Origin of the sequence: Anderseniella sp. Alg231-50 (assembly GCF_900149695.1) — a bacterium.
Taxonomy (GTDB): domain Bacteria; phylum Pseudomonadota; class Alphaproteobacteria; order Rhizobiales; family Aestuariivirgaceae; genus Anderseniella.
Map to the genome: position 1 here is coordinate 2,290,515 of NZ_LT703003.1, position 25,528 is coordinate 2,316,042.

The following is a 25,528-nucleotide window of genomic DNA, read 5'->3' on the forward strand; positions in this document are numbered from 1 at the left end:
GGATTGATCGGAATCAAGAGATCATCAAGTTTCAGGGAGGAAACACGACGATGAAATTCACTAGTAAATTGAAGGCACTGGCTTGCGTAGCCGCGGCTGGTGCATTGCTTACCGTGCAGGCGGCGGCTCAGGAGCGGGTCCTGAAAGTCACGAACTGGGCCGAATACATTGGCGCAGATACAATCAAAAATTTCGAGAAAGAAACCGGCATCAAGGTCGTTTACGACAATTACGAGTCTGTTGAGGCTATCGATGCCAAACTGCTCGCGGGCGACAGCGGCTACGATGTCGTCTCTCATGCTGCCTCACAGGTCGCACGTTTGATAAAGGCCGGGGGCATACTGCAGCCCGTCGACAAATCCAAACTGGACAATTTCAAGCACATGGACAAGGCGGTCATGGCTCAGTTGTCCGGCAAATGGGACCCGGACAACAAGTACGTTGTTCCGTTCATGTGGGGCACCCACGGTGTGACCTTCAACAAGGAACTGGTGCTTGAAACCTATCCCGACGCACCAATTGGCTCGCTCGACCTGATCTTCGACCCCAAACACATGAAAGAATTATCAAAATGCGGTGTCTCTTTCCTCGATTCACCGACTGACATGATCCCGATGGCCCTTGCCTATCTCGGACTGCCGCCGGACTCAACCAGCCGGAAAGACTACCAGCAGGTCGGAGAACTTCTCAAAAAAATCCGCCCGTACGTGAAAACGTTCGACAATTACGCCTACCAGAGAATGCCGCAGAAAGAATTCTGCGTGTCAACCACATGGGGCCCGGATGGCCTGCTTGCCATGTCAGGTGCCGCGGAAGCCAAAACCGGTGTCGTGCTCGACTTCTTCCTGCCAACCGGAAAAGGCAAGTCCAACTTCTGGGTTGACGGCTGGGTCATCCCGGCTGACGCGAAAAACATCGAGGAAGCACACATGTTCCTCAACTACATGATGCGTCCGGAAGTGGGTGCAGCAGACAGCAACACCACTTGGTATGCATCTGCCAACATCACCGCCAAACCGATGATCGACAAGGCGGTAACCTCAAGTCCCGCCGCCTACCCGACGCCGGAACAGGTCGCGGATATGTACACACTGAATCCGCTGCCACCCAAGGCTGAAAAATTCCGGACAAGAACCTGGACCGATTTCAAGGCCGGCAACTAGACAGCAGTAGGCTGTGATGACGACCCCCGGCTGGGGGCCGCCATCACACCGCTGTTCAGACCGCACAAGAAAAACGAGGTCCAACATGGCTGGTGATCCGACTGCGAGTGACACTCCATGGCTCGACACCGACGCAGAACCGATGGTCCGCGTCAGGGGTGTTACGAAGAAATTCGGTGAAATCACCGCTGTAAACAACATAGATCTCGACATTTACAAAGGCGAACTGTTTTGCCTGCTCGGCGGTTCAGGGTGCGGCAAGACCACCCTGCTCAGAATGCTGGCCGGCTTCGAAACACCCACATCTGGCACGATTCTTATCGATGGTGCCGATATGTCGACGGTGCCGCCTTATGAGCGTCCGACAAACATGATGTTTCAAAGCTACGCGCTGTTTCCGCACATGAGCGTTGAAAAGAACATCGCCTTTGGCCTTAAACAGGACAAGCTGCCAAACGATGAAATCGACCACAAGGTCCACGAGATACTCAAGCTGGTTGAGCTTCAGGACTACAAGAAGCGCAAGCCGCAACAGCTATCCGGTGGCCAGCGCCAGCGAGTGGCGCTCGCGCGCGCCCTGGTCAAGGAGCCGAAACTTCTGCTCCTCGATGAACCGCTCGGTGCCCTCGACAAGAAACTGCGTGAGCAAACTCAGTTTGAACTTGCCAACATTCAGGAGCAGGTTGGCATCACTTTTGTCGTCGTTACACACGATCAGGAAGAAGCGATGACGCTTTCTAGCCGAATTGCCGTAATGGATGCCGGCAAGCTCGCACAGATTGGTACTCCGACCGAAATATACGAATTCCCGGAATCGCGTTTTGTCGCGGATTTCATCGGTTCGGCGAATATTCTGGAAGGCAAGGTTACGGAAAACAGCCCGGACCATGTCCGGGTCGATACCGAGCTGGGCGAAATCTATATCGACCACGGGCAATCGGTGAAAGAAGATGGCCGAGTATGGATTGCCATACGGCCGGAAAAAATCAAGTTGAGCAAAACGGCACCGAGAAAAGGCAAGTCCACAGCCAATCAGGCACAGGGCAAAGTCGATGACATCGGTTACCTGGGCAACACCTCGATCTACAAGATTCGCCTGAACGATGGCCTGATTGTTGATGTCACTGCACCCAATCAGGTCAGGCCAAGGAGCCGGACACACCAGATCACCTGGGAGGATACCGTGTATCTCACCTGGGATCCATCAAGCGCGATGTTGCTGAAGACATGAGCGACATTACCGCAAACACGACCTCCGAACCATCGGCAGACCGGTCAGGCATACTCCAGAAACTTGCCCGGCGTATTCAGTCCGGATGGCGATCCATCATCGTGTTTGTGCCCTATGCCTGGTTGTTGGTGTTTTTCCTGCTTCCGTTTTTCATAGTCGCCAAGATAAGCCTGGCAGAGATCGTCATAGCCAGCCCGCCATTCTCCAAAATGATTGAATGGACCGATGACGGGATCATGAACATCCGGCTGGTTTTCGACAACTACATCTACATCCTGACGGATAGTCTGTATTACCGGACATACTTCAACTCCCTGAAAATCTCGATCATTTCCACCATCGTCTGCCTGTTGATCGGCTACCCGATGGCCTACGGCATCGTTCGCTCGGGACCCGTGGCAAAGAGACTTTTGCTGTTCGCGGTCATACTGCCGTTCTGGACATCGTTCCTGCTGCGCGTGTACGCGTGGATGGGCCTGCTGGCAGACCAGGGAACCATAAACAATTTGCTGATCTGGTTGGGGTTGATCGACGAGCCCATTCGCATGCTCTACACCGAGTTCGCGGTGTATATCGGCATCGTGTACACCTATCTGCCGTTCATGATCCTGCCGCTTTATGCCAACATGGAACGGTTGGACAACAGCTTGAACGAAGCGGCTGCAGACCTTGGTTCGCGACCGGTAAACACGTTTCTGAAAGTCACCCTGCCATTAACAGTGCCCGGAATTATCGCCGGTTCATTGCTTGTGTTCATTCCGGCAACCGGCGAGTACGTAATTCCCGATCTGCTTGGCGGTGGTAATGTTTTGATGATCGGACGCCTGCTTTTCAACGAGTTCTCAGCCAACACGGATTGGCCGGTTGCGTCAGCCGTTGCCATTGTCCTGCTGGTCCTGCTCGTATTGCCCATGACTATATACCAGTATTTCCAGGGCAAGGCCGCGGAGGAGCAATAACCGATGTATGGCAAGCGCTCCAGATTTCTTTCAGTGATGCTCGCTATCGGCCTGGCGTTCTTCTACATCCCGATGATTCTGCTTATCATCTACTCATTCAATTATTCAAAGCTTGTACCGGTCTGGGGTGGATGGTCGCTGCGCTGGTACGAAGTGCTGTTCAAGTCAGAAGAGGTTTGGAACGCAGTTGCGCTCAGCGTCCAGATAGCAGTTGTGAATGCCACATTCGCAACCATACTGGGAACGCTTGCCGGCCTGGCGATGGTGCGGTTCGGCAGATTCAAGGGGCGGACGCTGTTTGGCGGTATGCTGGTTGCGCCACTGGTCATGCCGGAAGTGATAACAGGACTGTCACTGCTGGTATTGTTCATCACGCTGAAACAATTGATCGGCTGGCCTGCCGAGCGCGGATTTACAACGATCACAATCGCGCACATTACCTTCTCTTTGGCCTACGTGGCCGTGATTGTTCAGGCACGCTTGACCGGTATGGGCCAGACCCTTGAAGAGGCCGCATCGGACCTCGGAGCCAAGCCGTTCAAAGTCCTGACAGCGATCACAATTCCGCGCCTGGCTCCGGGAATGATAAGTGGCTGGCTTCTGGCTTTCACCCTGTCGCTGGATGATCTGGTGATCGCAAGTTTTGTTACGGGACCGGGTGCGAATACCTTGCCGATTCTGATCTTTTCACGCATTCGACTGGGGTTGCGTCCCGACATCAATGCACTGGCAACAATCATTATCCTGTTTGTTGCAGCTTTCGTCGCAATTGCTGCATTGATCATGTACTACCAGCAAAAACGCCAGGAACTCGATCAGCAGATCGCCGATCGGGGAGACACCTGACGGCGGCGCCTCCGGGGACGTCTATGTCGGGTTCTTCAGCAGCTTGTTGTTGAGTGTCTCCAGGTGACCGGGCTCGGGCGCTTCCGGCTGATTCAGCACCGGCATAACCGCACGCAACTGGTCATGATACTGTTTTACGCCATACTCCAGGTCAGACAGGATAAAGCCCTGAAAGCCGCTTGAATGCGCTGCTTCGTTGGACCAGACAGTCAACTGGATGTCTTCTGCCGCAGTATCATTATCAATCCGCTCAGACAGGTAGCGCGCCGCCAGAATGCGCCGGTTGAAGGTCGCATCTGCAGCATCTGAAAGCGGCATGCCGTACGCGCCGCCGCGCAATGCCGTCTTGTCGGTTGCCAGCGGAAACTCCTGATAAAATCCCAGCCCTTCCGGGTAGAAATACAAAACCTGATTGGGAAACATCCCGATATAAAGCCACGCCTTGCGATGGCTTTCCGGCAGATAATCTATGTCAGGCAGAATGTTGTTATAAGCCCGCACCGACCACAGCCGGTTATGATCGGTTTTGAAGGGACCGAATGACCGTGTCGTGCCGTCCTGCCAGTGTTCATCGAAATAGTTGTTGCCGTACAGATCCTGCAAACCGGGATGTGCCATGGGGACATGATATCCCTCGTTGTCGACATCCCGGACACACTTCCAGTTGGACGCTATCTCCTGGGACCAGAAACTGTTGCGGGTCGGTTCTGCCTCGGCTGACCGGTACAGCGCAATTTCGGCTTCATGGCGGACCAGAAGGTCCCTGACCGCCGGTTGCGGGCCGGGCTGAAACCTGACGAACACAAATCCGTGCCAGATTTCAAACTCCACCGGAACAAGGCCGTGCTCGACCGGATCAAGCGTCGGCACCGATTTGGGTTGCGCAACCGTTCGCAGTGTTCCGTCGAGGTTAAACGACCAGCCATGAAACGGACAAACCAGCGCCGAACCGCACGTGCCGGTTTCGTTGACCACCACCCGTGATCCGCGATGGCGGCAGACATTGTGGAATGCGCGTATTTCGCTGTCCTTGCCGCGCACAATGATGGCCCGCTCCCCTGCCACATCGAAACAGAAATAGTTACCCGGCTCAGGCGCGTTGCTGACATGGCCTGCCAGTTGCCAGTGACGGCGGAACAGCAGGTCCCGTTCCAGCTCAAGCTGTTCGTTGTTTGTGTATGCCCAGGCGGGCAGCCCGCTGCGGTCCCATTGCTCGGGCGCGCCACCGATTTGCGACTTGTCGAGCGCAGGTGGAGCGGCGTTGAAGCTTTCCATCCGGGTCATCAGAAACGCCTTTGCCAAACTGAACGATCATTCAATATAGCATGATTTTTCCAATTGTGACAATTCGGGAGTTACGATTCCGGCCGAAAATCGACGGCCGTGTTTCAGGTACTGTTGGAAAATGGGTTTTGTGGCCCCCTGTCAGCAGCGCTCGACCCGGGCTGCAAAGCACCCCGGCTTTGCATAGTGCAAGTGGATGTAATCCACCTGCGGGTCATCCAGAAACCGGTTCAGCACCGATTCCAGTTGTGTTCCTTCAACTGCTTCGGCATCGATCATGATATGATCCGCATTGAAGGCCCGCACCGACATCAGCCGATGCCGGAACAAGGCTGGTATCTCTCCTTCGTTCAGGAAACTCTGTGCCACATTGTTCCTGACATAAATGGCATGGCTTGACCTGAACGGGCTGTCCGCCGGCTGGTGTTCATAGTGAACCAGAACCACCTCTTCGCCGATCTCTGCATCTTGCAGGCTCACACGGCACGGCGTTCCGGGGTTGGCATCGACAACAACGCGTCTGGCCTGGTGGCGCTGCAGTTCATCATCGGACATTGAGAACAGCGAGCCAAACTGATCTGGCTCAAGTGATTGAATAAGAAACGACATCTTGTGCTCCCTGGATTGGATCATCTGACGATCCTGATGTCGCTCAGGCCATAAGGCCACCCGTTTTACGGGCCCGTTTCGCTTTCATCATTCAAACTTGGAGACAACACACGGCAATGTTTCCGTGCTGCTCGGATGACCGGCGAAAGCTGTGCTCGTCTAGCTCTCCACCCGGACAAACCAGTCATCTTCAGAGATGACCTCGACCCCCAGTTCGGCTGCCTTCTTCAGCTTTGATCCGGCGCCCGGACCGGCCACAACAAGGTTGGTTTTCTTGGACACCGAACCGGCCACTTTCGCGCCTAGCCGTTCCGCCATGGCTTTGGCTTCATCGCGTGTCATGCGCTCCAGCGCCCCGGTGAAAACGACCGTCATGCCGGACACGGGCGACCCGGTGTCGACGGCTTCCAGCGGCTGAATGTCGAGATGATCATCAACCAGTTCCTGAACCACGGACAGATTGTGCGGTTCGGCAAAAAAATCTGCCACGGCGCGCGCTACCACATCGCCGATGCCGTCAATGTTGACCAGGTCGGCATAGGCTTCCGATGCATGGTCCTGGGCCGCTGCCATTGCCACCAGAAACTGATCCGCTGTTCCGTATGACCGGGCCAGCGTGCGACCAGTGGTTTCGCCCACATGGCGAACACCAAGCGAGAATATGAAGCGGTCGAGACCGATCCTGCGGCGCTCATCAATGGCGGCAAACAGATTGCTCGCTGACGTTCCGCCCCAGCCCTCCCGGTCCTTCAGCTTCTTCAACGAGCGTTCATCCCGAACCTTGAGCGTGAAGATATCCTGCGGCGACTGTATCAGACCGTCATCGTAAAATTCCTGGATGACCTTGTCGCCCATGCCTTCAATATCAAACGCATTGCGCGACACGAAATGCTTGAGCCTTTCGACGCGCTGGGCCGGACATATCAGGCCTCCGGTACAACGGCGCACCACATCCATCTTGCCGGTTTTCTCGTTGATCTCGCGCACCGCATGCGAACCGCAGGCAGGACACGTGGTCGGAAACTCGTACTCCACAGCAACTGCCGGGCGTTTGTCGGGCAAATGGCCGAGCACCTGCGGTATGACATCCCCTGCCCGCTGGATGGTCACCGTATCACCGATACGAATGTCCTTGCGAATGATCTCGTCTTCATTGTGCAAGGTTGCATTCGACACCACCACCCCGCCAACCGTGACCGGCTTCAATCTCGCCACAGGTGTCAGCGCTCCGGTGCGGCCCACCTGAATGTCGATACCCTCCAGAACCGTGGTGGCCTTCTCGGCAGCGAACTTGTGTGCCACGGCCCAGCGCGGCGAGCGCGACACGAAACCCAGTCGCTCCTGCCAGTCGAGCCGGTTTACCTTGTAGACCACGCCGTCAATGTCATACCCCAGCGAGGCCCGTTGCTCTTCGATGGACCGGTAGTGCGCCAGCAATTCATCGACAGAAGTACAGAGTTTCGTCAGCGGATTGACCGGAAATCTCCAGCGATCGAACGCATCCAGAACTCCGCGCTGGGTCTCGGCGGGCAACCTGTCAACCTGCCCCCAGGCATAGGCGAAAAACCGCAATGGACGCGACGCTGTAATGGCTGCATCAAGCTGGCGCAGGGAGCCGGCGGCAGCGTTGCGCGGATTGGCGAAAACCTTGGCATTTGCCTCTAACTGTGACTCATTAAGTTGAGCGAAGTCTTTGTGAGACATATAAATTTCGCCACGCACCTCAAACACATCCGGAAAGTCGGAACCTGTCACCTTGTGGGGGATATCTCCGATCGTTTCGACGTTTCGGGTGACATTTTCACCTTCCTGTCCGTCACCGCGAGTGGCTGCCTGCACAAGTCTGCCGGCTTCGTAACGCAGCGATATCGACAGACCATCGATCTTTGGTTCGGCGGTGACCTCGACCACCTCGCCATCGGCAAGTTTCAGGAAGCGGCGAACGCGGGCGACGAACTCATGCACATCCTCATCGGCAAACGCGTTGCCCAGCGACAGCATCGAGACTGCATGACGGACCTTTCCGAATTTTTCCGATGGCGCTGCACCCACCCGCCGGGACGGCGAATCCGCCAGGACCAGGTCAGGAAACGCAGCTTCAATCTCATCATTGCGGCGACGCAGGGCGTCATAGTCCGCATCGGAGATTTCCGGTTCATCCTCACGGTAGTAAGCCGCGTCATGGCGTGCCAGTTCGACCGCCAGGCGCTCAAGTTCGTCAGCAGCTTCCAGCGGCGTCAATGCCGCAACAGGAGTGTCTTTAGTCATGGGTTAACCTGTAGCCGACAGCAGTCGGTCAGCTTGGGCGCGGGCTTCCGATGTCACCTCGGCGCCGGACAACATGCGGGCTATTTCCTCACGCCGGCCCTCGCCACTGAGTTGCGTAACGCGGGTGATCATGCGCCGTCCGGCTGCATCTCCTGCTTCTTCCATCTTGGAAATCAGCAAATGCGCGTCGGCACGCGACGCAACCTGCGGGCTGTGTGTCACCGCCAGGACCTGCAACCCCTTCGACATGCGCGCAAGCCGCTGTCCGATGGCATCGGCGACGGCACCGCCAACCCCGGTATCAATCTCGTCAAAGACGAGCGTTGGCGCTGACGCCCGTGCCGCCAGCACCACTTTCAGGGCCAGCAGGAACCGGGACAACTCGCCACCTGACGCCGCCTTGACGATGGGGGCCAACGGGGTTCCGGGATTGGCGGCAATCAGAAACTCAACCCGGTCTATGCCGTGCGGCCCGGCGCGGGCTTCGTCGGTCTCAACCCGGGTCTCAAAGCGCGCCTTTTCCAGCCGCAGCGGCGCCAGCTCCGACAAGATCTCCTGATCCAGTTTCACAGCCGCCTTCACGCGCGCGTCCGACAGCTTGCGGGCCAGCTCGTCATATGTGGTCTGTGCCTCATCGCGGGCCGCTTTGAGTTTGGCCAGCATGACACCACCGTCATCAATGGACTGCAGGTCGGTTTCAAAACGCTCCATCAGGCCGGCAAGATCATCCACCTGCACCTTGTGCTTTCGCGCCAGCGCGCGCAGTGCAAAAAGTCTCTCCTCGGCCTTTTCCAGTTCTGCAGGGTTGAGCACGAATTCCCGGGCCGCGGCATCCAGCTGGTTTTGTGCCTCGTTCATCTCGATCACCGCGCGCTCCAGGGCGGCACATACCGGGTCCAGCCCGCCTTTCGCCTGCTCGCGGCGTCGTTCCAGCTTGCGCAGCGCCGTGTTCAGGGCGGCAATTGTGTCGCCGTCGGAGACAGCCTTCTGCGCCTCGTTGACGACGGAAGAGAATTCTTCAGCGTTCATCATCATCTGGCGCTTGTCCGCCAGGGTGGCTTCTTCACCCGGTTGCGGATCAAGTTCATGCATTTCCTTCAGCGCATGTTCCAGAAACGCCCTCTCGGTCTCCGCCCGGTCGAGCCGCGCCTGATGCGCATCATATGCCTCTCTTGCGCTGCTCAGCGCCGCCCAGACAACCTCCACCTTGCGCAGCTTCGGTTCAAGCTCGCCATAGGCATCCAGGGCCGTGCGATGGAACGAGACGTCCATAAGCGCGCGATCATCATGCTGGCCATGGATTTCCGCCAGCAGTCCGCCCAGTTGCCGAAGCAGGTTGACGCTGGACGGCTGGTCATTGATGAGCACCCGGGACTTGCCATCGGCTCCCTGAATGCGGCGGATGACGATACCCTCCTCGCCTGTCTCGATTTCCGCATCGGCCAACAGCCGGTAAGCGGAGTGATCTGCGGGGGGATGGAAGCTGGCGGTCACACTGCCCTTGTCACAGCCTGTGCGCACCAGCGATGCATCACCACGCGCGCCGAGCGCCAGGCCCAGCGAATCCAGCAGGATGGACTTGCCGGCGCCGGTCTCGCCGGTCAGCACGCCAAGACCCTCCTCAAGGGAGAGGTCCAGCTTCTCGATCAGGACAATGTCGCGTATGGCAAGATGTGTGAGCATGACTGACGCCGTTTATAGCGCATTTTTGTAGAATCGGGCGAGAGGATTAGGGAGTCCCGAGAGTTATCCATGCATGGTCAGGCCACCTGAAACACTGATTGTCTGTCCGGTGATGTAATCGGCATCTTCACTGGCCAGAAACACCACAATGCCGGGATAGTCCGCCGGCTGGCCGAGACGGCGCATGGGGATGGCTCGGGTCAGGCCGTCGATCAGCTTCCTGCCCTGCTCCGCATCGCCGGCGAAGCTGGCAAACAACGGTGTATCGGTCGGGCCGGGACAAACCGTATTGATCTGAATGTTCTTGCGGGCCAGTTCACGCGCCAGGGTTTTCGAGAACGCGATAATGCCGCCCTTGCAGGCCGAATAAACCGCTTCGCCGGATGAGCCGACACGGCCCGCATCAGACGCGATATTGATCACCTTGCCGGTTTCGCGCTGCACCATCCGCGATACCACCGTGTGGTGCAGGTTGAGCGGCCCGTACAGATTGATATCGATGATCTTGCGCCACAAGGCGGTATCAGTGGCAAGGAAGGGCCTGGCTTCATCCCAACCCGCATTATTGACCAGTATGTCGACTGAGCCGAGCTCCCTTTCGGTCGCCGCAACAGCTGCTTCCACTGCATCATAATCTGAAATGTCGGTGACGTATGTGCTCGCACGACCATTCGCATCCGAGATCAGTCCGGCTGTTTCCGCAGCACCATCGCCGTCAATGTCGAAAATGGCGACCTTTGCCCCCTCTTCCGAAAACCGTTGACATATGGCGCGGCCGATACCGCTGCCGCCACCGGTCACGATCACTGTTTTTCCTTCAATACCCCGCATTCAGGCAACTCCGTTGTTACTCAGTTTCAGCCCGCTTTGGTTTTTCCCGCCGGCGGATAAATTTCGCTTAGAGGGCGGGATTTGCCGTCTGGCTGGATAAGACGCACATGCCGGCGCTCAAGAGCCCTGGCATGCGGTGCCCCGCAGGCATGCGCGATCAGCCCGACCCCATAGTGTATCTTGCCGGTATAGTTCTTGACCCGCACCGACTTGTCGGCCGGGTCAAGCCCGCGCTGCAGGTGAGGCTGGTGAGTGGTAATGCCGGTCGGACAGGTGTTCTTGTTGCACTTGAGTGACTGGATGCACCCGAGTGCAAACAGGAAACCTCGCGCCGAGTTGACGAAATCCGCACCGGCGCAATAGGCCCAGGCGACCTCGGCCGGCGTGATCAGCTTGCCCGCGCAAATGACCCGGATGCGGCCCTTGAGTTTGTGCTTCTCCAGCACATCCACCACCATCGGAAGTGCCTCGCGAACGGTCAGTGCGGTATTGTCGATAAGTGGCATGGGGGCAGCGCCGGTACCACCGTCGCCTGAATCAATTGTGATGAAATCAGGCGCGCAGTCTGGGCCCCTCTTCTTGATGAGCCTGCACAGCTCCTCAAGCCAATCCACGTCACCCATCGCGGTCTTGAACCCGGTCGGCAGGCCGGACAGATCGCGCACGCGGGCGACAAAATCAAGCAACTCTCCATGGTTGGCGATTTCCGAATGCCGGTTTGGCGAAACTGAGGCCTTGCCGGCCGGAATCCCCCTGATCCGCGCTATTTCCTCGGTTACCTTGTCGGCCGGCAGGAGCCCGCCCTTGCCTGGCTTCGCCCCCTGGCTAAGCTTGATTTCCACCATTTTCACTTGCGGCAGATCGGCTATTTCCTTCAGCTTGTGTTCCGAGAAATTGCCGTGTTCGTCGCGCACGCCATATTTTGCTGTGCCGATCTGAAAGATAATGTCGCAGCCGCCCGACAGGTGATGGTCGGACAATCCGCCCTCTCCCGTGTTGAGCCAGCAGCCCGCCATTGCGGCGCCTTTCGACAAGGCTTGCACGGCAGGCGCTGATAGTGCGCCATAGCTCATGCCGGAAATGTTGATCAGGGATCTGGCCTGATAAGGGTGGCGGGCACCTTCTCCGATGGTCAGAACCGGCGGCTCGGACACTTCATCGTCGAGCAAGCCATATATTTCGTTTGCAAAAATGGGCGTCCCGACAATGGCGGTGTTTTCTGTTGAACCAAATGCCACAGTATTGTCCACGCCGGCAGCAGACTTGTACGCCCACTCCCGCTGCGCCCGGTTGAACGGCATCTCCTCACGGTCCTGGGCAAAAAAGTACTGCCGGAAAAACTCACCGAGTGTGGAGAACAGGTGCCTGAAGCGCCCGATAACCGGATAATTTCGCCGAATGGCGTCCTGGCGCTGACTGATATCGATGATGAACATGACGACGACAGCCAGAACGAATGCACCGACTGCGAACACGAACAGGGTCGCCAGCAGCGACAGTGCCTGAGCGACAAGACTTCCGACAAATCCCATTACCGACCCTTATTGTTTGGCAGTCCTGCCAGTTTTGACATCAAAGTCATACCGGCACCTAGGAGAACCTGATGTAAAGCCTGCGGTCAACTCGCCAGCAGCAGTGATTTTGTGTTTTCTCGGGCTTTTCTCGATTTCGGTTTTGTCACCCGATTGTCATGTGACCGACGTATCGCAGAGGCGTTCCGAATGAGGAGGCTCTGCAATGGTCGAAAAGGCATACAATGTGTTGTTCCTTTGCACCGGAAATTCTGCGCGCTCAATATTGGCTGAGGCTATATTGAACCGTCTCGGCAAGCAGCAGTTCAACTCGTACTCTGCCGGTTCACAACCCAAGGGGGAGCCGCATCCGCAGGCACTCAAACTGCTCGAATCCCTCAAATATGACATCGGGCAGTTCAGATCAAAGAGCTGGGACGAGTTCGCAAAGCCTGGCGCACCGACGCTGGATTTCGTGTTTACCGTCTGTGATAACGCAGCAAGCGAAGTATGCCCGGTATGGCCGGGCCAGCCGATGAATGCCCATTGGGGCGTGCCGGATCCGGCTGCAGTTGAAGGGTCGGACGCCGAAATTGCCGCAGCCTTTGCCGAATCCTATCGCCTCATGAACAATCGTATTACGGCTTTCGTGAACTTGCCGATTCAGAGTATAGACCGGTTGAGCCTTACACGGCGGCTGGACGATATTGGCAAGCAATAGGGGCAATGCGAAATGAGCACTTTTGATCTGCCGCGCAGGCTGGCGGCGGAAGCGCTCGGCACGTGCGCGCTGGTTTGCACCGTTGTGGGTTCCGGCATCATGGCCGACAAACTGACTGGCGATGTGGCGCTATCCCTGCTGGGAAACACCATCCCCACAGGGGCAATCCTGGTCGTGCTGATCACGGTTCTCGGGCCAGTCTCCGGTGCGCACTTCAATCCTGCTGTTTCATTCGGGTTTGCGCTGCGGCGGGACTTGCCGTGGAGCGAAATCGTACCCTATGTGCTGTCACAGATAGCAGGTGGCATCATCGGCACCTGGGCAGCCCATGTGATGTTCGAACTGGACGTGGTTCAATTGTCACAGACCGTGCGGACCGGCGGGGCACAATGGTTTGCGGAGTTTGTCGCAACCTTTGGCCTGATGGCCGTCATCCTGGGCGGAATCAAATTCAGAACCGATGCCGTGGCGTGGCTTGTAGGATTGTACATTACCGCTGCCTACTGGTTCACCGCATCGACATCTTTTGCCAACCCTGCCGTCGCGATTTCACGTGCGCTTACAGACACCTTCTCCGGTATCCGCCCTGTTGATCTGCCGGGTTTCATCAGCGCCGAGCTGATCGGCGCGACAGCCGCGGTTGCCGTGATGGGATGGTTGTTGAAATCGAACAACTGAACAGAGACGAATGTCGCGGGGGGGTCTTATGATCCGAATATGCCGGACAACCACGAACCGGAATCGGCAACCGGGGTCAAACCACCATCCTGCAACAATGCAAACGCATCTTTGTACCACTTTGAATTCGGGTAGTTATGCCCCAGTACCGCAGCAGCGGTCTGTGCTTCGGAACGGATGCCCAACTGCAAGTAGTTTTCTGTAAGCCGGTACAGGGCTTCAGGTGTGTGGGTCGAGGTCTGATATTTCTTGACCACGGTCTTGTACCGGTTAATGGCTGCAAGAAATGACTTCTTGCGCTGATAATGCCGACCGACTTCCATCTCCTTACCGGCCAGAAGATCACGCGCCAGTGACGCCTTGCCGGCTGCATCTTGCGCATAGGATGTGTTGGGATAACGCCGTGCCACCTCCTCAAGCTCTGCCAGAGACTTGCGGGCTGCAGTCGGATCGCGTCGGACATCGTTGATCTGCTCATAGTGATTGAGCGCGATCAGGTACTGTGCGTAGGCCGCGTCCTGGTGTCCGGGATGCAGCTGGATAAAGCGTTTGGCTGCCGCAATGGATTCCGGATGGGCGCTGCGCCGATACTGTGCATAGGCCTGCATCAGGATGGACTTGGTGGCCCACTTGGAATATGGGTGCTGGCGTTCCACCTCACTGAATTTCTTCACCGCCGAGCGAAACTCTTCGTTACGGACATCCTTGACGCCCGCATTGTAGATCTTCGCAATAGGCGCACCGTCCGGATCGTTGCCAAGGTCGGGCGCCACAGCGTCGCTGCTGCCAAACAGGCTGAACCCTTGCGAAGAGCCGGAATTGTCATCACCGCCACCGGGCAGGTAGTCGTTCAGATTGCCGCCCGCACAGCCAGACAAGACTATACCCGCCGCACAAAACAGCGCCAGTGTCGTAAATTTTGACTTTGACGGCAACGCTCTACTCCGCTGAATTCCGGCCTGAATCAATGTTCATCGGGCCATGTTCCCTCAAGACTAACGCAAAAAGCATTACACAGCCAGCTTTGCTCGTCTGTTGTACATCTGGAATGGTGCAGCAACCGGGCGGAAATATGGCTGGTCCGGATTAAGCCGGGCCAGCACACGATAATGTCAGAACATGGCTCTGAAGCGTTACAATCAGTTGGATTGCCTGCGCAGAAACGCCGGAATTTCCAATTGATCATCATCCAGCGATGGATCGATGGCAGGTTGCAGCGGATGCACATTTCCCTGGGGCTGCGCCGCGGACTGAGGCCGTTGCATCTGCGGCTCTTCCTTGGCAGTTTTTGGCGCTGGCGCGGGCTCTTCGTCGCGCCGCACACCCAATCCTACGCTGGCAAGACGTTCCAGCAGGCCCTTGCGCTTGGTCTGCGCCGCCTTGGCAACCTGTTGCAGTTTTTCAGGCCCGGCTGCCATTTGCTCACGCGCAATCGGTGGAAATTCCTCGCGTGCCGGCATTTGCGGGCGCGGTTTGGATGCTGATTCGGCCATTGCCGGGCGCGGTGCGGGTTCTGAAGCCGGTGCAGCAGCTTCCTGAAGCTCCGCTGCAACTTCCATGTTTTCCTCAACCACCTCTTCAATCTGAGGTGTAGGAGCCACAGGTGCCGGAGCGACAGCCTTTGCGGCAGGCTGCGGTGTGGCATAGCCATAGCCGGCCTCTTCTTCGTCATCTTCCACTTCGGAATCGTCACTGCCCTGCAGGAACTCTTCTGCCAGACCTGTTGCGACGACCGACACGCGCATGGTGCCTTCAAGTTTTTCATCAAAGGTTGCACCGAGGATGATATTGGCTTCGGGATCAACTTCCTCGCGAATACGGGTTGCAGCCTCATCGACTTCATACAGGGTCAGATCGGGTCCGCCCGAGATGGAAATCAGCAGGCCGCGCGCGCCGCGCATCGATACATCATCAAGCAGCGGATTGGAGATCGCGGCTTCGGCAGCTTCAATGGCACGTTTTTCCCCGGAAGCCTCGCCGGTACCCATCATCGCCTTGCCCATCTCGGACATGATGGCGCGAACATCGGCGAAGTCGAGATTGATCAGCCCGTCGCGGGTCATCAACTCAGTGATGGACGCAACGCCGGAATACAGCACTTCGTCAGCCATCGCGAAGGCGGCTGCAAAAGTCGTCTTCTCGTTGGCGACACGGAACAGGTTCTGGTTCGGGATGACAATCAGCGTATCGACATGCTGGGTAAGCTGTTCGATGCCGCGGTCCGCCGTCAGCATGCGGCGCTGGCCTTCGAAGTGAAACGGCTTGGTGACGACACCAACGGTCAGGATGCCCTGCTCCTTTGCCGCGCGCGCAATTACCGGTGCTGCGCCTGTGCCCGTACCGCCGCCCATACCGGCGGTAATGAACACCATGTGCGCACCGGCCAGGTGATCCAGGATTTCCGGCAGAGCTTCCTCGGCTGCGCCTGCGCCAATCTGTGGCTGTGACCCGGCACCGAGCCCCTGCGTCAGGTCAGTGCCCATCTGGATGCGCCGGTCTGCGGAGCTTTGCAGGATGGCCTGCGCATCGGTGTTTGCAACAACGAACTCAACCCCTTCGAGGTTGGACTCGATCATGTTGTTGACGGCATTGCCCCCTGCACCACCTACGCCAAAAACAGTAATACGCGGTTTTAACTCCGTAGAGTCAGGTACAGTCAGTTTGATAGGCATGGTTTTGCATCCGATTGATATCCCCTGGGGCTGCCATTTTGGTTTCCAAATCACTAACAAATGGTTAACGCGACCTTACTGCAGTGCAGAAAATTGCAATAAATCGACGCAGCGCGTTTACAAAAGTTAACAGGCGGCAAACCCGCTCTGGCACCAATGTGGTACCACAAGATTGTCGAATCTGAGGGTATGGTGCCAGTCAAATTGAGCATATACGCCGAAAATGCACGTGAGGATGATCCCACGTCACTTTTTTGGTGGTTTCTGTCATGCCTGATAGCCTTCGCCCAAAACACTGGCCCAAGAGCAGCTATGATCCCCACTATGACCCGCTGGTCGACGCAGGCCCCGGTCATAATCGCGATTACGCGCCTACCTACTGGATCGGCACGGCCGGCACGCCGCCGCCTGATGACGGTCCTGTCTCCGGCGATATGGATGCTGAAGTTGTCGTAATCGGATCCGGCTATACCGGCCTGTCATGCGCCATCCATCTGGCCCGCGAGCATGGCATCAAGGCTGTCGTACTGGATGCCAACACCGTTGCGTGGGGCTGCAGCACCCGCAATGGCGGCCAGGCACAGATTTCGTCCGGCAGGCTCAAGCGCTCACAGTGGATACAACGCTGGGGTGTTGATGTTGCCAGGAAGATGCATGACGAAATTGTCGAGGCATTTGAACTGTTTCGCAGCCTGATCGCAGAACCGGAGGTCGATTGCGATCCACAGGACGGCGGTCATTTCTACATTGCCCACAAACCGGGCGTGATGCCCAAACTGGAAGCTGAGTCCAAGCTGCTCAATGAGGTGTTCGGTTACAAGTCCCGCGTCATGTCACGCGAAGAACTGCACGAAACCGTCGTGAAGGACGAGGAAGCAGCCGGTGCATTGATGGAGCCTGACGGGATTTCCATTCATGCGGCGAAACTGGCGTTCGGTTACATGAAACTGGCCCGCAAACTCGGAGTGAAAATTCATCCCGCAAGCCCGGTCATGGGCTGGAAGACAGTGAACGGTGTCAATCACCTGACCACCCCCGGTGGCACGGTGCGTGCCAGGACAGTCGCGCTTGCAACAGCCGGCTACACACCGCCGGGCCTGCACAAACGCACCAAGCACCGCCTGATGCCGGTACTGTCGAACTCGATGGTGACACGCCCGCTAGACCCGAACGAGATTGCCGCGTGCGGTTTCAAGACAGGGTCTCCACTGACCGACACCCGCACTTTGCGTCACTATTACCGCTTTCTGCCGGACGGCTGTGTTCAGATCGGAAGCCGCAGCGCCATCACCGGCGCAGATGCGGAAAACCCCAAACATCTTGAGCGTTTACAGGAAAGCCTTTACCGCAAGTTCCCTGCCCTGACCGGCATCAATCTGGATTATTCATGGTGGGGCTGGGTGGATGTCAGCCACGACATGATGCCACGCATCTTCCAGCCGGATCCCGATCGGCGTATTTTCTATGCCATGGGTTATGGCGGCAATGGTGTCATGTACTCCGCCCAGGCAGGCAAACGTATGGCACAGATGATTGCCGGCAAGGCGCAGAAGCTTGACCTGCCGATCTTTACGTCACAATTGCCGGGTCACGGCATCCTCACCCCGTTCCGCCGCATGGGCCAGCGCATGATGTACGGCTGGTACTGGCTGCAGGACGAAAAATTCTAGGATCGCGACCCCAATCCGGACCCTTGGGTCCAATCACCAACAGGACACTCCATAATGACCAGCACGCCAGTTATCGACTTCTCGGACGATGTCGAGGAAACCAACCGCCGTCTCGCAGATCTGCCGGACCGCGTGATTGAGGGTGATCCCCACCACACCACCCGGATCCGCTTTGAAAGCCCCGATGGCGCAGTCATGTCAGGCACCTGGACCAGCACGCCGGGCAAGTGGCATGTATTCGCGGATCGTGACGAAATCTGTTTCATCCTGTCCGGCCACTGCCGCCTGGTCGCCAAGGACGGAACAGCGAAAGACTTCCGTGCCGGTGACAGCTTCATCATTCCAAACGGTTTTGAAGGTCACTGGGATGTCGTGGAAACCACCAAAAAACACTTCCTGGTTCGCCACGTAAAATAGAATTCCGCACTTGATCAGACAGCGCTAACTTGCGAGCCTCATGAGGAAAAATCCTCAGGAGGCAGTTTGCATGGCGAAGGTGGAATATCACAGCGACGGGCGCATTGGCAGGATCACCCTGAACCGCCCGGAGGTGCTCAATGCCATTGATGATGATGTCCCACAACAGCTCGCCGATTGCGTAGCCCGCGCCAACGCCGATGACGATGTGCATGTCATCATCCTGAGCGGTGCAGGCCGCGCATTTTGTGCCGGCTATGACCTGAAGGCCTATGCGGAAACCGCAGGCGAGAACTCCGTCACCCAGGAGATGCCGTGGGACCCGATGAAGGATTATGCCTTCATGAAACGAAACACCGATCTGTTCATGTCCTTGTGGCGCAGTTACAAACCGGTGATCTGCAAGGTGCACGGATATGCCGTGGCGGGCGGCTCTGACATTGCGCTTTGCTGCGATCTTGTGGTCATGGCTGACGATGCTGAAATCGGTTACATGCCGACCCGCGTCTGGGGATGCCCGACCACCGCCATGTGGGTGTACCGCCTGGGCGCGGAAGGCGCCAAGCGCATGCTGCTGACCGGCGACAGGATCGACGGGCATGAGGCAGAGCGCATTGGCCTGGTGCACAAGGCGGTGCCGCCGGCAGAGCTAGATGCTTATGTGGAAGACCTCGCCGCGCGCATCTCAACCGTTCCCACCAACCAGTTGATGATGCAGAAGCTGGTCATCAACCAGGCCATTGATGCCATGGGTCTTGCCAACACCCAGATGATGGCGACTGTGTTCGACGGCATCACCCGGCACTCGCCGGAAGGCATGAACTTCAAGCATCGCGCCGAAGACGTGGGCTGGAAACAAGCGGTGCGTGAACGCGACCTTGGCACCTATGACTGGACCCACAACCGGCCGATCAACCCGAAACGCTGACCGAAACGGCGCTAGATCAGTATTATTTTTGATTAAATCAATCAAAAATCATAAAACCGATCGCTTTCAAAGCGCTGGAGCAACTTTATGGGTTCAAATGATCCGATGTTGCTCTAGGTGCCGATCCGCTTGCACACAACTCTGGTGAAGTAGGAGCATTTGCCGAAGCAGGGCCTCTTGGTGTCGAGATACCATGACACCGGCAAGTCCGCCTTGACACTGAACGTGCCGGCGCGCTTGTCCTTCCAGGCCGTGTTGTACCTCACCAGGTCGCCATCGCCCTTCAGCGTGCAAAACAGCTGTGCGTTCGTCTTGCCGCACATTTGCGGGCTGTTTGAACTGTCTTTGGAATTACGGCTGCAAACATCCACCGGAAGTCTTTCACCACGATAACTGCCGCCCCACGCCGGTTTATACACAATGGGCTTGGCCTTGCACTCGTCCAGCTTGCGGTCCCTCCAGTCAGAGGCTCTGGCTTTGGCCGTCTTGTAGCCGACCTTCACACACCAATTCTGGTGGCCCTGCTTGTTGTCTGACCAGTTGCCTCCTCTGAACCCGCATTTGTAACTCTTGTTCAGGCCGTTCTGTGCGATGGCCTGGATCGCATACAGCCTGCACGGCCCTTCGTTTTTCTGGGCAATCTTTGCCTTGCAGGCCTGTATCTGTTTCAGGCGGATATCAAGCTCGCGATGGATGAGCTGCTTGGTGGCGGATGTCTGGCACCACTTCAGGTGGCCTGCATGGTCATCAGCCCATCTTCCACCCTTGAACCCGCACCCCAGCTTTGCGTTTTCGCGCGCGCGAAACACCGAAGCGGCTGCATATTCGGCACAGGTAACATTGTGATTGTCGGCGAGCGCCGGCAAAGATGACAAGACGGCCGTTCCCGCTGCCAGCACAACAGGAACTGTGGACAAGGAACAGGCCAGCGCAATGCGTAGAAGATGTGTCATGAGCACTCAACTCTCCATATAACACCCCGGATGAGAATGAAGCCGCTCAGCACCTGCCCCTGCAATATGGCAAAATCCATATATTGAAATTTGACTGTCGCAACGTCATCATGCGTGCGGGGCGCGGCTCAGAAAGTCAGGAAGACGGCATGCCCACGGCATTCGAGGATTTTGCGGACCAGATGATAAACCTGCCTGACGCCGATGAGGTCTGGCAGTGCACCGCGGAATTCGGCCACAATCTCGGCTTCAGTTCCTGCTCTCTCACCATGGCCGAGCGCACGCAATCCAGGCTGGAATCCAGATATCTGAGAACCGATCTCGGAAATGAATTCAGCGAAGCCTACACCAAAGGTGAACTGATCGATATTGACCCGTTCCTGCTGTTCAGTTGTCACAAGCCAGGCGCGGGAAAAGTTCTGACCAGGGATTTGTCGAGTTTCCCGGAAAGCTCGCCGAAACATCAGGAGTTCCTGGATCGCGTGGCTCAGGCCGGCAATACCGGCGGCATTGGCATTCCGGTTCGTACCAGCGAAAACCAGGTCTTCGGGGGCTGGATGTTTTCCAGCCGTGAACCGGAAGAAACCTTCCACAAACTCGTTGCAGGCCACGGCCAAGAGGCTCATCTGGCCGGATTGCTGGCATATGAACGGATGGTTTCACTGGGGCTTGGGCGCGAGGCAAATGAAAAGCTGCTCAGTGGCCGCGAGCGCGAGGTCCTGCTCTGGCTGTGTGCCGGTTGCCGGGTTTCGATGATAGCCGACCAGCTTGCAATCAGCGAGTCGGCAGTCAATCTCTACATCAAGAATGCGCGCGCCAAACTGGGCGCAAAGACCCGCGAGCAGGCCGTTGCCCGGGCAATTCTGAGCGGCCAGATCGAACTGTAGCCCTGTATCAGGTGCATCAGTCGGGCGCGCGTTCGCGTTCTGTCAGAGCCGTGTTGAACTCCGCGCCGAACAGAATAAGGGCAGACAGGCCATAAAGATAAACGATGGCTATCATGGTGCCCGCCAGCCCCGCATAAAGGGCTGTGTAATTGGCAATTGTCTGCAGGTAGAGCGCAAACAGCTGCGACCCGACAATGATGCCGGAAATGGTCAGTGCAATGCCTGGAAAAGTGGTTCTGATGGTGCGTTTTCCATCAGGGAGGAAGCGATGAAATGCAAATAGTGTGAGGGTCAGAACAGCAATTGCAAGAGCATACTTGGTCACAGCGACTGTAAAGGAAAACGGTTCCAGCCAGGCAAGCTTGTTGACCAGGTACGACCATACCAGCGGCGTTCCAATAAGAGTGATGGCCGCCAGAATAAGCCCGAAAGCGCCAATAATGACAAAGACCGCGCCTTGCAGGCGCCGCCACCAGAACGGGCGCGTTTCCGTCACCCGATAAGCACGGTTGAGGCCATCGCGGGCATTTTCGATACCATTGGTGGCCAGAACCAGCGCAACCAGGGTGCTGACGGAAAAAAACTCGTTCGGGGTTTGGGCGACCATGACCTTCACCTGGTCAGTAATCGCCTTTTCGCTATCGGCGGGCCAGTGTTCGAGCACGAGGTTAAAAACCTCATCGACCAGCGCCGGATTGCCCCAGATACGCACCAGCGATGTCACCAGCATCAAAAACGGAAACAGCGACAACAGCAGGGAAAGAGCGACATTGCTGGCAATCGCGGAGCCACCGTCATCCACGAACTTTGTGGTCGCTCGCCAAAGCGTTTTTGCAATCTGGACCATGCCGTTAAGTCCTTATCTGAAAATCGCTAACATCCCTGAAACGTCCCATACGCGAATAATTCAACAAATGCCGCGGGACATCATGCGTGAATTCGGATTGCATCTACATGGGGTCTGAACAGCCCGCAATCCAGACCCGCGTGCCGGCAAGATCAGAAACTTTCCTTCAGCCACTGGCCGACACGCCTGAAATAACTGCTGTCATGACCAGCACCTGCGATCAGCGCTCCGAGGTTTGCCGCCTGCTCATCCGGCATCAGGCCGTAGCGCAACAGGCCCGTAGCAACACAGAAACCGGGCGTGGACAGGGCGTCCGGCAAACCGTCAAAACGCGATGGTTTTGCCACGCGGACCCGCCTGCCGAGAATTTCTCCCGCAAGTTGCTCGACACCGTTCAACTGGCCGCCGCCACCCGTCAGCACGACACGGCGCACAAAATGCCGTGCCGCCGGCACTGCGTCGAGCCTGTCCCGGATGATTTCAAATATCTCTTCCATGCGCGGGCGGACCACACCGCAGATCATTGATCGCGGAATGCTCTGGACCGCATCACTGCCGCTCTCGCCGAGGATCGGGCAGGTAATCAGCTCACGCTCGTCAAGCTGGGCCGGAACGGTTGAACCCCACAGTGTCTTGACCCGCTCGGCATGCGCAATGGTCGTGTTGAGACCACGGGCTATGTCGGTGGTCACGTGGTGCGATCCCACTGGAATCATGTCCGCATGCGCCAGCATGCCCTCGTTGAACACTGCATATGACGTCGTGCCGCCGCCAAGCTCGATCACGGCAACGCCAAGCTCCATTTCATCAGCCAGCAGGACAGAGCGCGCCGCTGCGTAGGGCGCAGCAACAAATCCGACCGCATCCAGATGACAGCGCTCCAGCAGGATGCCAAGGTTCGTGATGGCGTGCGGGTCTGCCAGGACGACGTTCATCTCTGCCGTCAGCGTGCTGCCGTGCATGCCTGCCGGTTCACGCACACCGCGTGCATCATCCAGGCGGTACTGTATCACCGATGCATGCAGAACCGCTCGGCCACCTGTCTCAACCTTCGACATGGCATTGACCGCAGCACGGCGCTTGGCCGCCTCGTCGACAGCCTGCCGGCCGAGCACAGCCTGACCAGTGACATGCACGCTGACAGTGCGGCCACCTGACATGTTCACATAAACATCGGATATGCTGCGGCCGGCCATGCGCTCAGCCTGGTCAATTGCCGTACGCAGTGCCCGTTCAGCATCATCGAGATCTGCAACAGCCCCGCCGTTCACACCCTCCGAACGGCAGTGCCCGGCCCCGATCACCTTGATCTGCGGCACCGTTTCATCAACGGCGCGGCGCCTGCGGCTTTCGATGGATCCAATCAGACAGCAAATCTTGGTGGAACCGATATCCAGTGCCGCGATGGTGGAAGGAACAGATGCCAGGGTCGATCCGCCATTTGCGGATGAAGATGGAAAAGGCACAACTTTCATGGAATTCAAAAACCTACTCAAACAACCCACACACTCGAAACCGCTGCCGGCACGCCCTGCTCAACGGTTACGCAAAGCAACTGTGCGATCCGCCTCCGCGTTGGCTCCATCGAACGGAACCATCACTGCAGAACCCGCGATCCGAAGATCCACCTGCTCAATACCCGATGCCAGAACACCAAATCGCGCATCCAGATCCGTCAAATTGGCGAGGGCCAGTGCCACGTCCCTTTCAGGCAATAAAACCTGCCGCCCGCCAGCGAAATACAACGACCACCGGCGTTTCCCCACCCGCGCCGCAGCCTTGATCCTTGAGTGTAGCCCAGGCCATGCTTCAAGTTGGTTAACAAGTTGCGAAACGCTTTCCTGCGCGCCCTCACCCGAGACCAGCATCAGGTGCGGAAACTTGCGCGCCTCAAAACTGGCGATTGCGGCGCCCTCACGGTCGATTACGTAATAGTTGCCGTCACGCTGCCAGACCGCAAACGGCTCGCGCTCGCCGATTTCAATTTCCAGCCGGTTGGGCGGCAGCACCCGTACGCTGGCTTCCTGCACCCAGTCAAGATTGAGCAGGATCGAGCGTGCATTGTTGGCATCGAACCCCACCAGCGAACCGCCTGGTTTGATACCGATTGCTTTGAGCACACTTGCTCCACCCATTCGTTTCAGGCCGGTAATCCGGATTTGTTCAGCCGCATAGCCGAAATACGACGACACCTGCGCCGGCAGGCCACGGGTGCCGCTGGACGGATCCGTCAGGTGATCTCCGGCCAGCAAGCCATATCCGGTGACCAGCGTCAGCATGCCCACGGCGCTTGAGCGCACCAGAACGCGGCATGTGCGGCGATTGGTTATCCGCTCACCGGCCTGCAGCAGACTTGCCAGCTCGCCCCACACGGGAGCCCTGCGCAATTTGCGGTAACGGCGAATGATTGACATGGTTTTCATCGGTCCAGCCCCGCATCGTTGATCATCCAGGTCAGCAGCTCAGGAAAGTCATGCCCGGCATGAGCTGCCATTTCCGGCACGAGGGAGGTCGCCGTCATCCCGGGCTGAGTGTTTATTTCCATGAAGATCAGTTCACCGTCAGTTCCCTCGGTGTCATTGTAGCGAAAGTCCGACCGGGTCACGCCCTTGCAGCCAAGCTCCATGTGGGCTGCAAGCGCATATTTCTGGACCCGATGATAAACCATACGCGGAACATCGGCAGGCAGGATGTGCTCGGACCCGCCCGGCTGGTACTTGGCGGCATAGTCGTAAAACCCCTCGGTTGACACAACTTCAGTGACCCCCAGGGCCACGTTTCCCATTACCGCACAGGTCAGTTCCCGGCCGGGCACATAGCGTTCCACCATGACTTTGCTCTCAGCATCGAAGCCTTCGCTGTTGATCATGGAGACCAGCGAGTTATTGCCCTTGTCTATGATATGCACGCCGACGCTGGACCCGTCCGCAACGGGTTTTACGACATAGGGCTGCGGCAGGACATCGTGATCGATGGCATCACCGAGCGGCACAACCTGATGTTCGACGACGGGCACCCTGACCCGGGCAACAGCAGATTTGCAAAGGTGCTTGTCCATGGCCAGCGCCGAGGCAAGCATGCCGGAATGGGTATATGGAATTTTCAGGGTTTCGAGAATTGCCTGGATATAGCCATCCTCGCCCCATTTGCCATGCAGCGCATTGAACGCGACGTCAGGTTCCAAATCGCGCAACTGATCGATAATATTTGGCTGGACGTCAATCTGGGTAACCTTGAACCCCGCACCTTCGAGACCCTTGGTGCACGCCTTGCCCGAACTAAGCGACACCTCACGCTCGTTCGACCAGCCACCCATCAGCATGGCGACATGCGTAAACTCAGGATCGCGTTGTTGCATTACTCAACCTTT

General features: G+C 57.3%; 23 protein-coding genes. 10 read left to right on the forward strand and 13 right to left on the reverse strand.

What is annotated here, in order from left to right:
- Positions 1-50: 50 nt before the first annotated feature.
- From DHN55_RS10900 to DHN55_RS10915, 4 genes are all read left to right on the forward strand, one after another.
- The gene (locus tag DHN55_RS10900; protein ID WP_108881824.1) at positions 51-1,163 is read left to right on the forward strand and encodes an extracellular solute-binding protein; all 1,113 of its coding nucleotides are present in this window, start codon (positions 51-53) and stop codon (positions 1,161-1,163) included.
- Positions 1,164-1,248: 85 nt separating this feature from the next.
- A complete protein-coding gene (locus DHN55_RS10905; RefSeq protein WP_108881303.1) occupies positions 1,249-2,394 on the forward strand; it encodes a polyamine ABC transporter ATP-binding protein in 1,146 nt (381 codons plus the stop codon).
- Positions 2,391-3,353, forward strand: a complete 963-nt coding sequence (locus tag DHN55_RS10910; RefSeq protein WP_108881304.1) for an ABC transporter permease subunit — start codon at positions 2,391-2,393, stop codon at positions 3,351-3,353. Before DHN55_RS10905 ends, DHN55_RS10910 begins: the two co-directional genes overlap by 4 nt.
- 3 nt (positions 3,354-3,356) lie before the next feature.
- Complete coding sequence (locus DHN55_RS10915; protein ID WP_108881305.1) at positions 3,357-4,199, forward strand: ABC transporter permease subunit; 843 nt, start codon at positions 3,357-3,359, stop codon at positions 4,197-4,199.
- A gap of 21 nt (positions 4,200-4,220) precedes the next feature.
- On the opposite strand, the gene DHN55_RS10920 is transcribed toward DHN55_RS10915, so the two are convergent.
- From DHN55_RS10920 to DHN55_RS10945, 6 genes are all read right to left on the reverse strand, one after another.
- The gene (locus tag DHN55_RS10920; protein ID WP_337660163.1) at positions 4,221-5,483 is read right to left on the reverse strand and encodes an aromatic ring-hydroxylating oxygenase subunit alpha; all 1,263 of its coding nucleotides are present in this window, start codon (positions 5,481-5,483) and stop codon (positions 4,221-4,223) included.
- A gap of 141 nt (positions 5,484-5,624) precedes the next feature.
- Positions 5,625-6,092, reverse strand: a complete 468-nt coding sequence (locus DHN55_RS10925; RefSeq protein ID WP_108881826.1) for a DUF1203 domain-containing protein — start codon at positions 6,090-6,092, stop codon at positions 5,625-5,627.
- A 159-nt stretch (positions 6,093-6,251) separates the two neighbouring features.
- Positions 6,252-8,360 carry an NAD-dependent DNA ligase LigA gene (gene ligA / locus DHN55_RS10930; protein ID WP_108881306.1) on the reverse strand — a complete coding sequence of 703 codons (2,109 nt, stop codon included), beginning with the start codon at positions 8,358-8,360 and terminating at the stop codon, positions 6,252-6,254.
- Between the two features lie 3 nt (positions 8,361-8,363).
- Entirely contained in the window at positions 8,364-10,043 is a 1,680-nt protein-coding gene (gene recN / locus DHN55_RS10935; protein WP_108881307.1) for a DNA repair protein RecN, read from the reverse strand.
- A gap of 63 nt (positions 10,044-10,106) precedes the next feature.
- Complete coding sequence (locus DHN55_RS10940; RefSeq protein WP_108881308.1) at positions 10,107-10,874, reverse strand: glucose 1-dehydrogenase; 768 nt, start codon at positions 10,872-10,874, stop codon at positions 10,107-10,109.
- 26 nt (positions 10,875-10,900) lie between these two features.
- Positions 10,901-12,406: a glutamate synthase-related protein gene (locus DHN55_RS10945; RefSeq protein ID WP_108881309.1), complete on the reverse strand. Its 1,506-nt coding sequence runs from the start codon at positions 12,404-12,406 to the stop codon at positions 10,901-10,903.
- 205 nt (positions 12,407-12,611) lie between these two features.
- Between DHN55_RS10945 and DHN55_RS10950 the strand changes: the two genes are divergently transcribed.
- Positions 12,612-13,106 (forward strand): arsenate reductase/protein-tyrosine-phosphatase family protein, encoded by a 495-nt coding sequence (locus DHN55_RS10950; protein WP_108881310.1) that lies wholly within the window; start codon positions 12,612-12,614, stop codon positions 13,104-13,106.
- Positions 13,107-13,118: 12 nt separating this feature from the next.
- Positions 13,119-13,784, forward strand: coding sequence for an aquaporin (locus tag DHN55_RS10955; RefSeq protein WP_108881311.1), 666 nt, complete (start codon positions 13,119-13,121; stop codon positions 13,782-13,784).
- A 26-nt stretch (positions 13,785-13,810) separates the two neighbouring features.
- On the opposite strand, the gene DHN55_RS10960 is transcribed toward DHN55_RS10955, so the two are convergent.
- Together DHN55_RS10960 and ftsZ are read right to left on the reverse strand one after the other, a co-directional pair.
- A complete protein-coding gene (locus DHN55_RS10960) occupies positions 13,811-14,719 on the reverse strand; it encodes an outer membrane protein assembly factor BamD (protein ID WP_337660164.1) in 909 nt (302 codons plus the stop codon).
- 204 nt (positions 14,720-14,923) lie between these two features.
- Entirely contained in the window at positions 14,924-16,456 is a 1,533-nt protein-coding gene (gene ftsZ, locus DHN55_RS10965) for a cell division protein FtsZ (protein WP_108881312.1), read from the reverse strand.
- Between the two features lie 269 nt (positions 16,457-16,725).
- Here ftsZ and DHN55_RS10970 point away from each other — a divergent pair, with 269 nt between their 5' ends.
- The 3 genes from DHN55_RS10970 to DHN55_RS10980 are packed head-to-tail and all read left to right on the forward strand — an operon-like array spanning position 16,726 to position 19,471.
- Complete coding sequence (locus tag DHN55_RS10970; RefSeq protein ID WP_108881828.1) at positions 16,726-18,126, forward strand: FAD-dependent oxidoreductase; 1,401 nt, start codon at positions 16,726-16,728, stop codon at positions 18,124-18,126.
- Positions 18,127-18,180: 54 nt separating this feature from the next.
- On the forward strand, positions 18,181-18,543 hold the full coding sequence (locus DHN55_RS10975; RefSeq protein WP_108881313.1) for a cupin domain-containing protein: 363 nt from the start codon (positions 18,181-18,183) through the stop codon (positions 18,541-18,543).
- Between the two features lie 40 nt (positions 18,544-18,583).
- The gene (locus tag DHN55_RS10980) at positions 18,584-19,471 is read left to right on the forward strand and encodes a crotonase/enoyl-CoA hydratase family protein (RefSeq protein ID WP_108881314.1); all 888 of its coding nucleotides are present in this window, start codon (positions 18,584-18,586) and stop codon (positions 19,469-19,471) included.
- A gap of 113 nt (positions 19,472-19,584) precedes the next feature.
- Here the strand turns inward: DHN55_RS10980 and DHN55_RS10985 are convergent, their stop codons facing one another.
- Positions 19,585-20,424 carry a hypothetical protein gene (locus DHN55_RS10985; protein ID WP_108881315.1) on the reverse strand — a complete coding sequence of 280 codons (840 nt, stop codon included), beginning with the start codon at positions 20,422-20,424 and terminating at the stop codon, positions 19,585-19,587.
- A gap of 149 nt (positions 20,425-20,573) precedes the next feature.
- Between DHN55_RS10985 and DHN55_RS10990 the strand changes: the two genes are divergently transcribed.
- On the forward strand, positions 20,574-21,311 hold the full coding sequence (locus tag DHN55_RS10990) for a helix-turn-helix transcriptional regulator (RefSeq protein WP_337660165.1): 738 nt from the start codon (positions 20,574-20,576) through the stop codon (positions 21,309-21,311).
- 16 nt (positions 21,312-21,327) lie between these two features.
- Here the strand turns inward: DHN55_RS10990 and DHN55_RS10995 are convergent, their stop codons facing one another.
- The 4 genes from DHN55_RS10995 to DHN55_RS11010 all read right to left on the reverse strand — a co-directional run bounded on the left by DHN55_RS10995 (position 21,328) and on the right by DHN55_RS11010 (position 25,516).
- On the reverse strand, positions 21,328-22,158 hold the full coding sequence (locus DHN55_RS10995) for a YhjD/YihY/BrkB family envelope integrity protein (RefSeq protein ID WP_108881317.1): 831 nt from the start codon (positions 22,156-22,158) through the stop codon (positions 21,328-21,330).
- A 152-nt stretch (positions 22,159-22,310) separates the two neighbouring features.
- Entirely contained in the window at positions 22,311-23,633 is a 1,323-nt protein-coding gene (ftsA, locus tag DHN55_RS11000) for a cell division protein FtsA (RefSeq protein ID WP_108881318.1), read from the reverse strand.
- A 60-nt stretch (positions 23,634-23,693) separates the two neighbouring features.
- The gene (locus tag DHN55_RS11005; RefSeq protein WP_108881319.1) at positions 23,694-24,581 is read right to left on the reverse strand and encodes a cell division protein FtsQ/DivIB; all 888 of its coding nucleotides are present in this window, start codon (positions 24,579-24,581) and stop codon (positions 23,694-23,696) included.
- The gene (locus DHN55_RS11010) at positions 24,578-25,516 is read right to left on the reverse strand and encodes a D-alanine--D-alanine ligase (RefSeq protein ID WP_108881320.1); all 939 of its coding nucleotides are present in this window, start codon (positions 25,514-25,516) and stop codon (positions 24,578-24,580) included. The genes DHN55_RS11005 and DHN55_RS11010 overlap by 4 nt, the downstream gene beginning before the upstream one ends.
- Between the last annotated feature and the right edge of the window lie 12 nt (positions 25,517-25,528).

Coding starts and splice junctions, on each gene's coding strand:
- DHN55_RS10980 (WP_108881314.1), top strand. CDS start 18,584: ATGAGGAAAAATCCTCAGGAGGCAGTTTGCATGGCGAAGGTGGAATAT.
- DHN55_RS10915 (WP_108881305.1), top strand. CDS start 3,357: ATGTATGGCAAGCGCTCCAGATTTCTTTCAGTGATGCTCGCTATCGGC.
- DHN55_RS10970 (WP_108881828.1), top strand. CDS start 16,726: ATGCCTGATAGCCTTCGCCCAAAACACTGGCCCAAGAGCAGCTATGAT.
- DHN55_RS10955 (WP_108881311.1), top strand. CDS start 13,119: ATGAGCACTTTTGATCTGCCGCGCAGGCTGGCGGCGGAAGCGCTCGGC.
- DHN55_RS10920 (WP_337660163.1), bottom strand. CDS start 5,483: ATGACCCGGATGGAAAGCTTCAACGCCGCTCCACCTGCGCTCGACAAG.
- DHN55_RS10990 (WP_337660165.1), top strand. CDS start 20,574: ATGCCCACGGCATTCGAGGATTTTGCGGACCAGATGATAAACCTGCCT.
- DHN55_RS10950 (WP_108881310.1), top strand. CDS start 12,612: ATGGTCGAAAAGGCATACAATGTGTTGTTCCTTTGCACCGGAAATTCT.
- DHN55_RS10905 (WP_108881303.1), top strand. CDS start 1,249: ATGGCTGGTGATCCGACTGCGAGTGACACTCCATGGCTCGACACCGAC.
- ligA (WP_108881306.1), bottom strand. CDS start 8,360: ATGACTAAAGACACTCCTGTTGCGGCATTGACGCCGCTGGAAGCTGCT.
- DHN55_RS10945 (WP_108881309.1), bottom strand. CDS start 12,406: ATGGGATTTGTCGGAAGTCTTGTCGCTCAGGCACTGTCGCTGCTGGCG.
- DHN55_RS10900 (WP_108881824.1), top strand. CDS start 51: ATGAAATTCACTAGTAAATTGAAGGCACTGGCTTGCGTAGCCGCGGCT.
- DHN55_RS11005 (WP_108881319.1), bottom strand. CDS start 24,581: ATGAAAACCATGTCAATCATTCGCCGTTACCGCAAATTGCGCAGGGCT.
- DHN55_RS10910 (WP_108881304.1), top strand. CDS start 2,391: ATGAGCGACATTACCGCAAACACGACCTCCGAACCATCGGCAGACCGG.
- ftsA (WP_108881318.1), bottom strand. CDS start 23,633: ATGAAAGTTGTGCCTTTTCCATCTTCATCCGCAAATGGCGGATCGACC.
- DHN55_RS10995 (WP_108881317.1), bottom strand. CDS start 22,158: ATGGTCCAGATTGCAAAAACGCTTTGGCGAGCGACCACAAAGTTCGTG.
- ftsZ (WP_108881312.1), bottom strand. CDS start 16,456: ATGCCTATCAAACTGACTGTACCTGACTCTACGGAGTTAAAACCGCGT.
- recN (WP_108881307.1), bottom strand. CDS start 10,043: ATGCTCACACATCTTGCCATACGCGACATTGTCCTGATCGAGAAGCTG.
- DHN55_RS11010 (WP_108881320.1), bottom strand. CDS start 25,516: ATGCAACAACGCGATCCTGAGTTTACGCATGTCGCCATGCTGATGGGT.
- DHN55_RS10925 (WP_108881826.1), bottom strand. CDS start 6,092: ATGTCGTTTCTTATTCAATCACTTGAGCCAGATCAGTTTGGCTCGCTG.
- DHN55_RS10940 (WP_108881308.1), bottom strand. CDS start 10,874: ATGCGGGGTATTGAAGGAAAAACAGTGATCGTGACCGGTGGCGGCAGC.
- DHN55_RS10975 (WP_108881313.1), top strand. CDS start 18,181: ATGACCAGCACGCCAGTTATCGACTTCTCGGACGATGTCGAGGAAACC.
- DHN55_RS10985 (WP_108881315.1), bottom strand. CDS start 20,424: ATGACACATCTTCTACGCATTGCGCTGGCCTGTTCCTTGTCCACAGTT.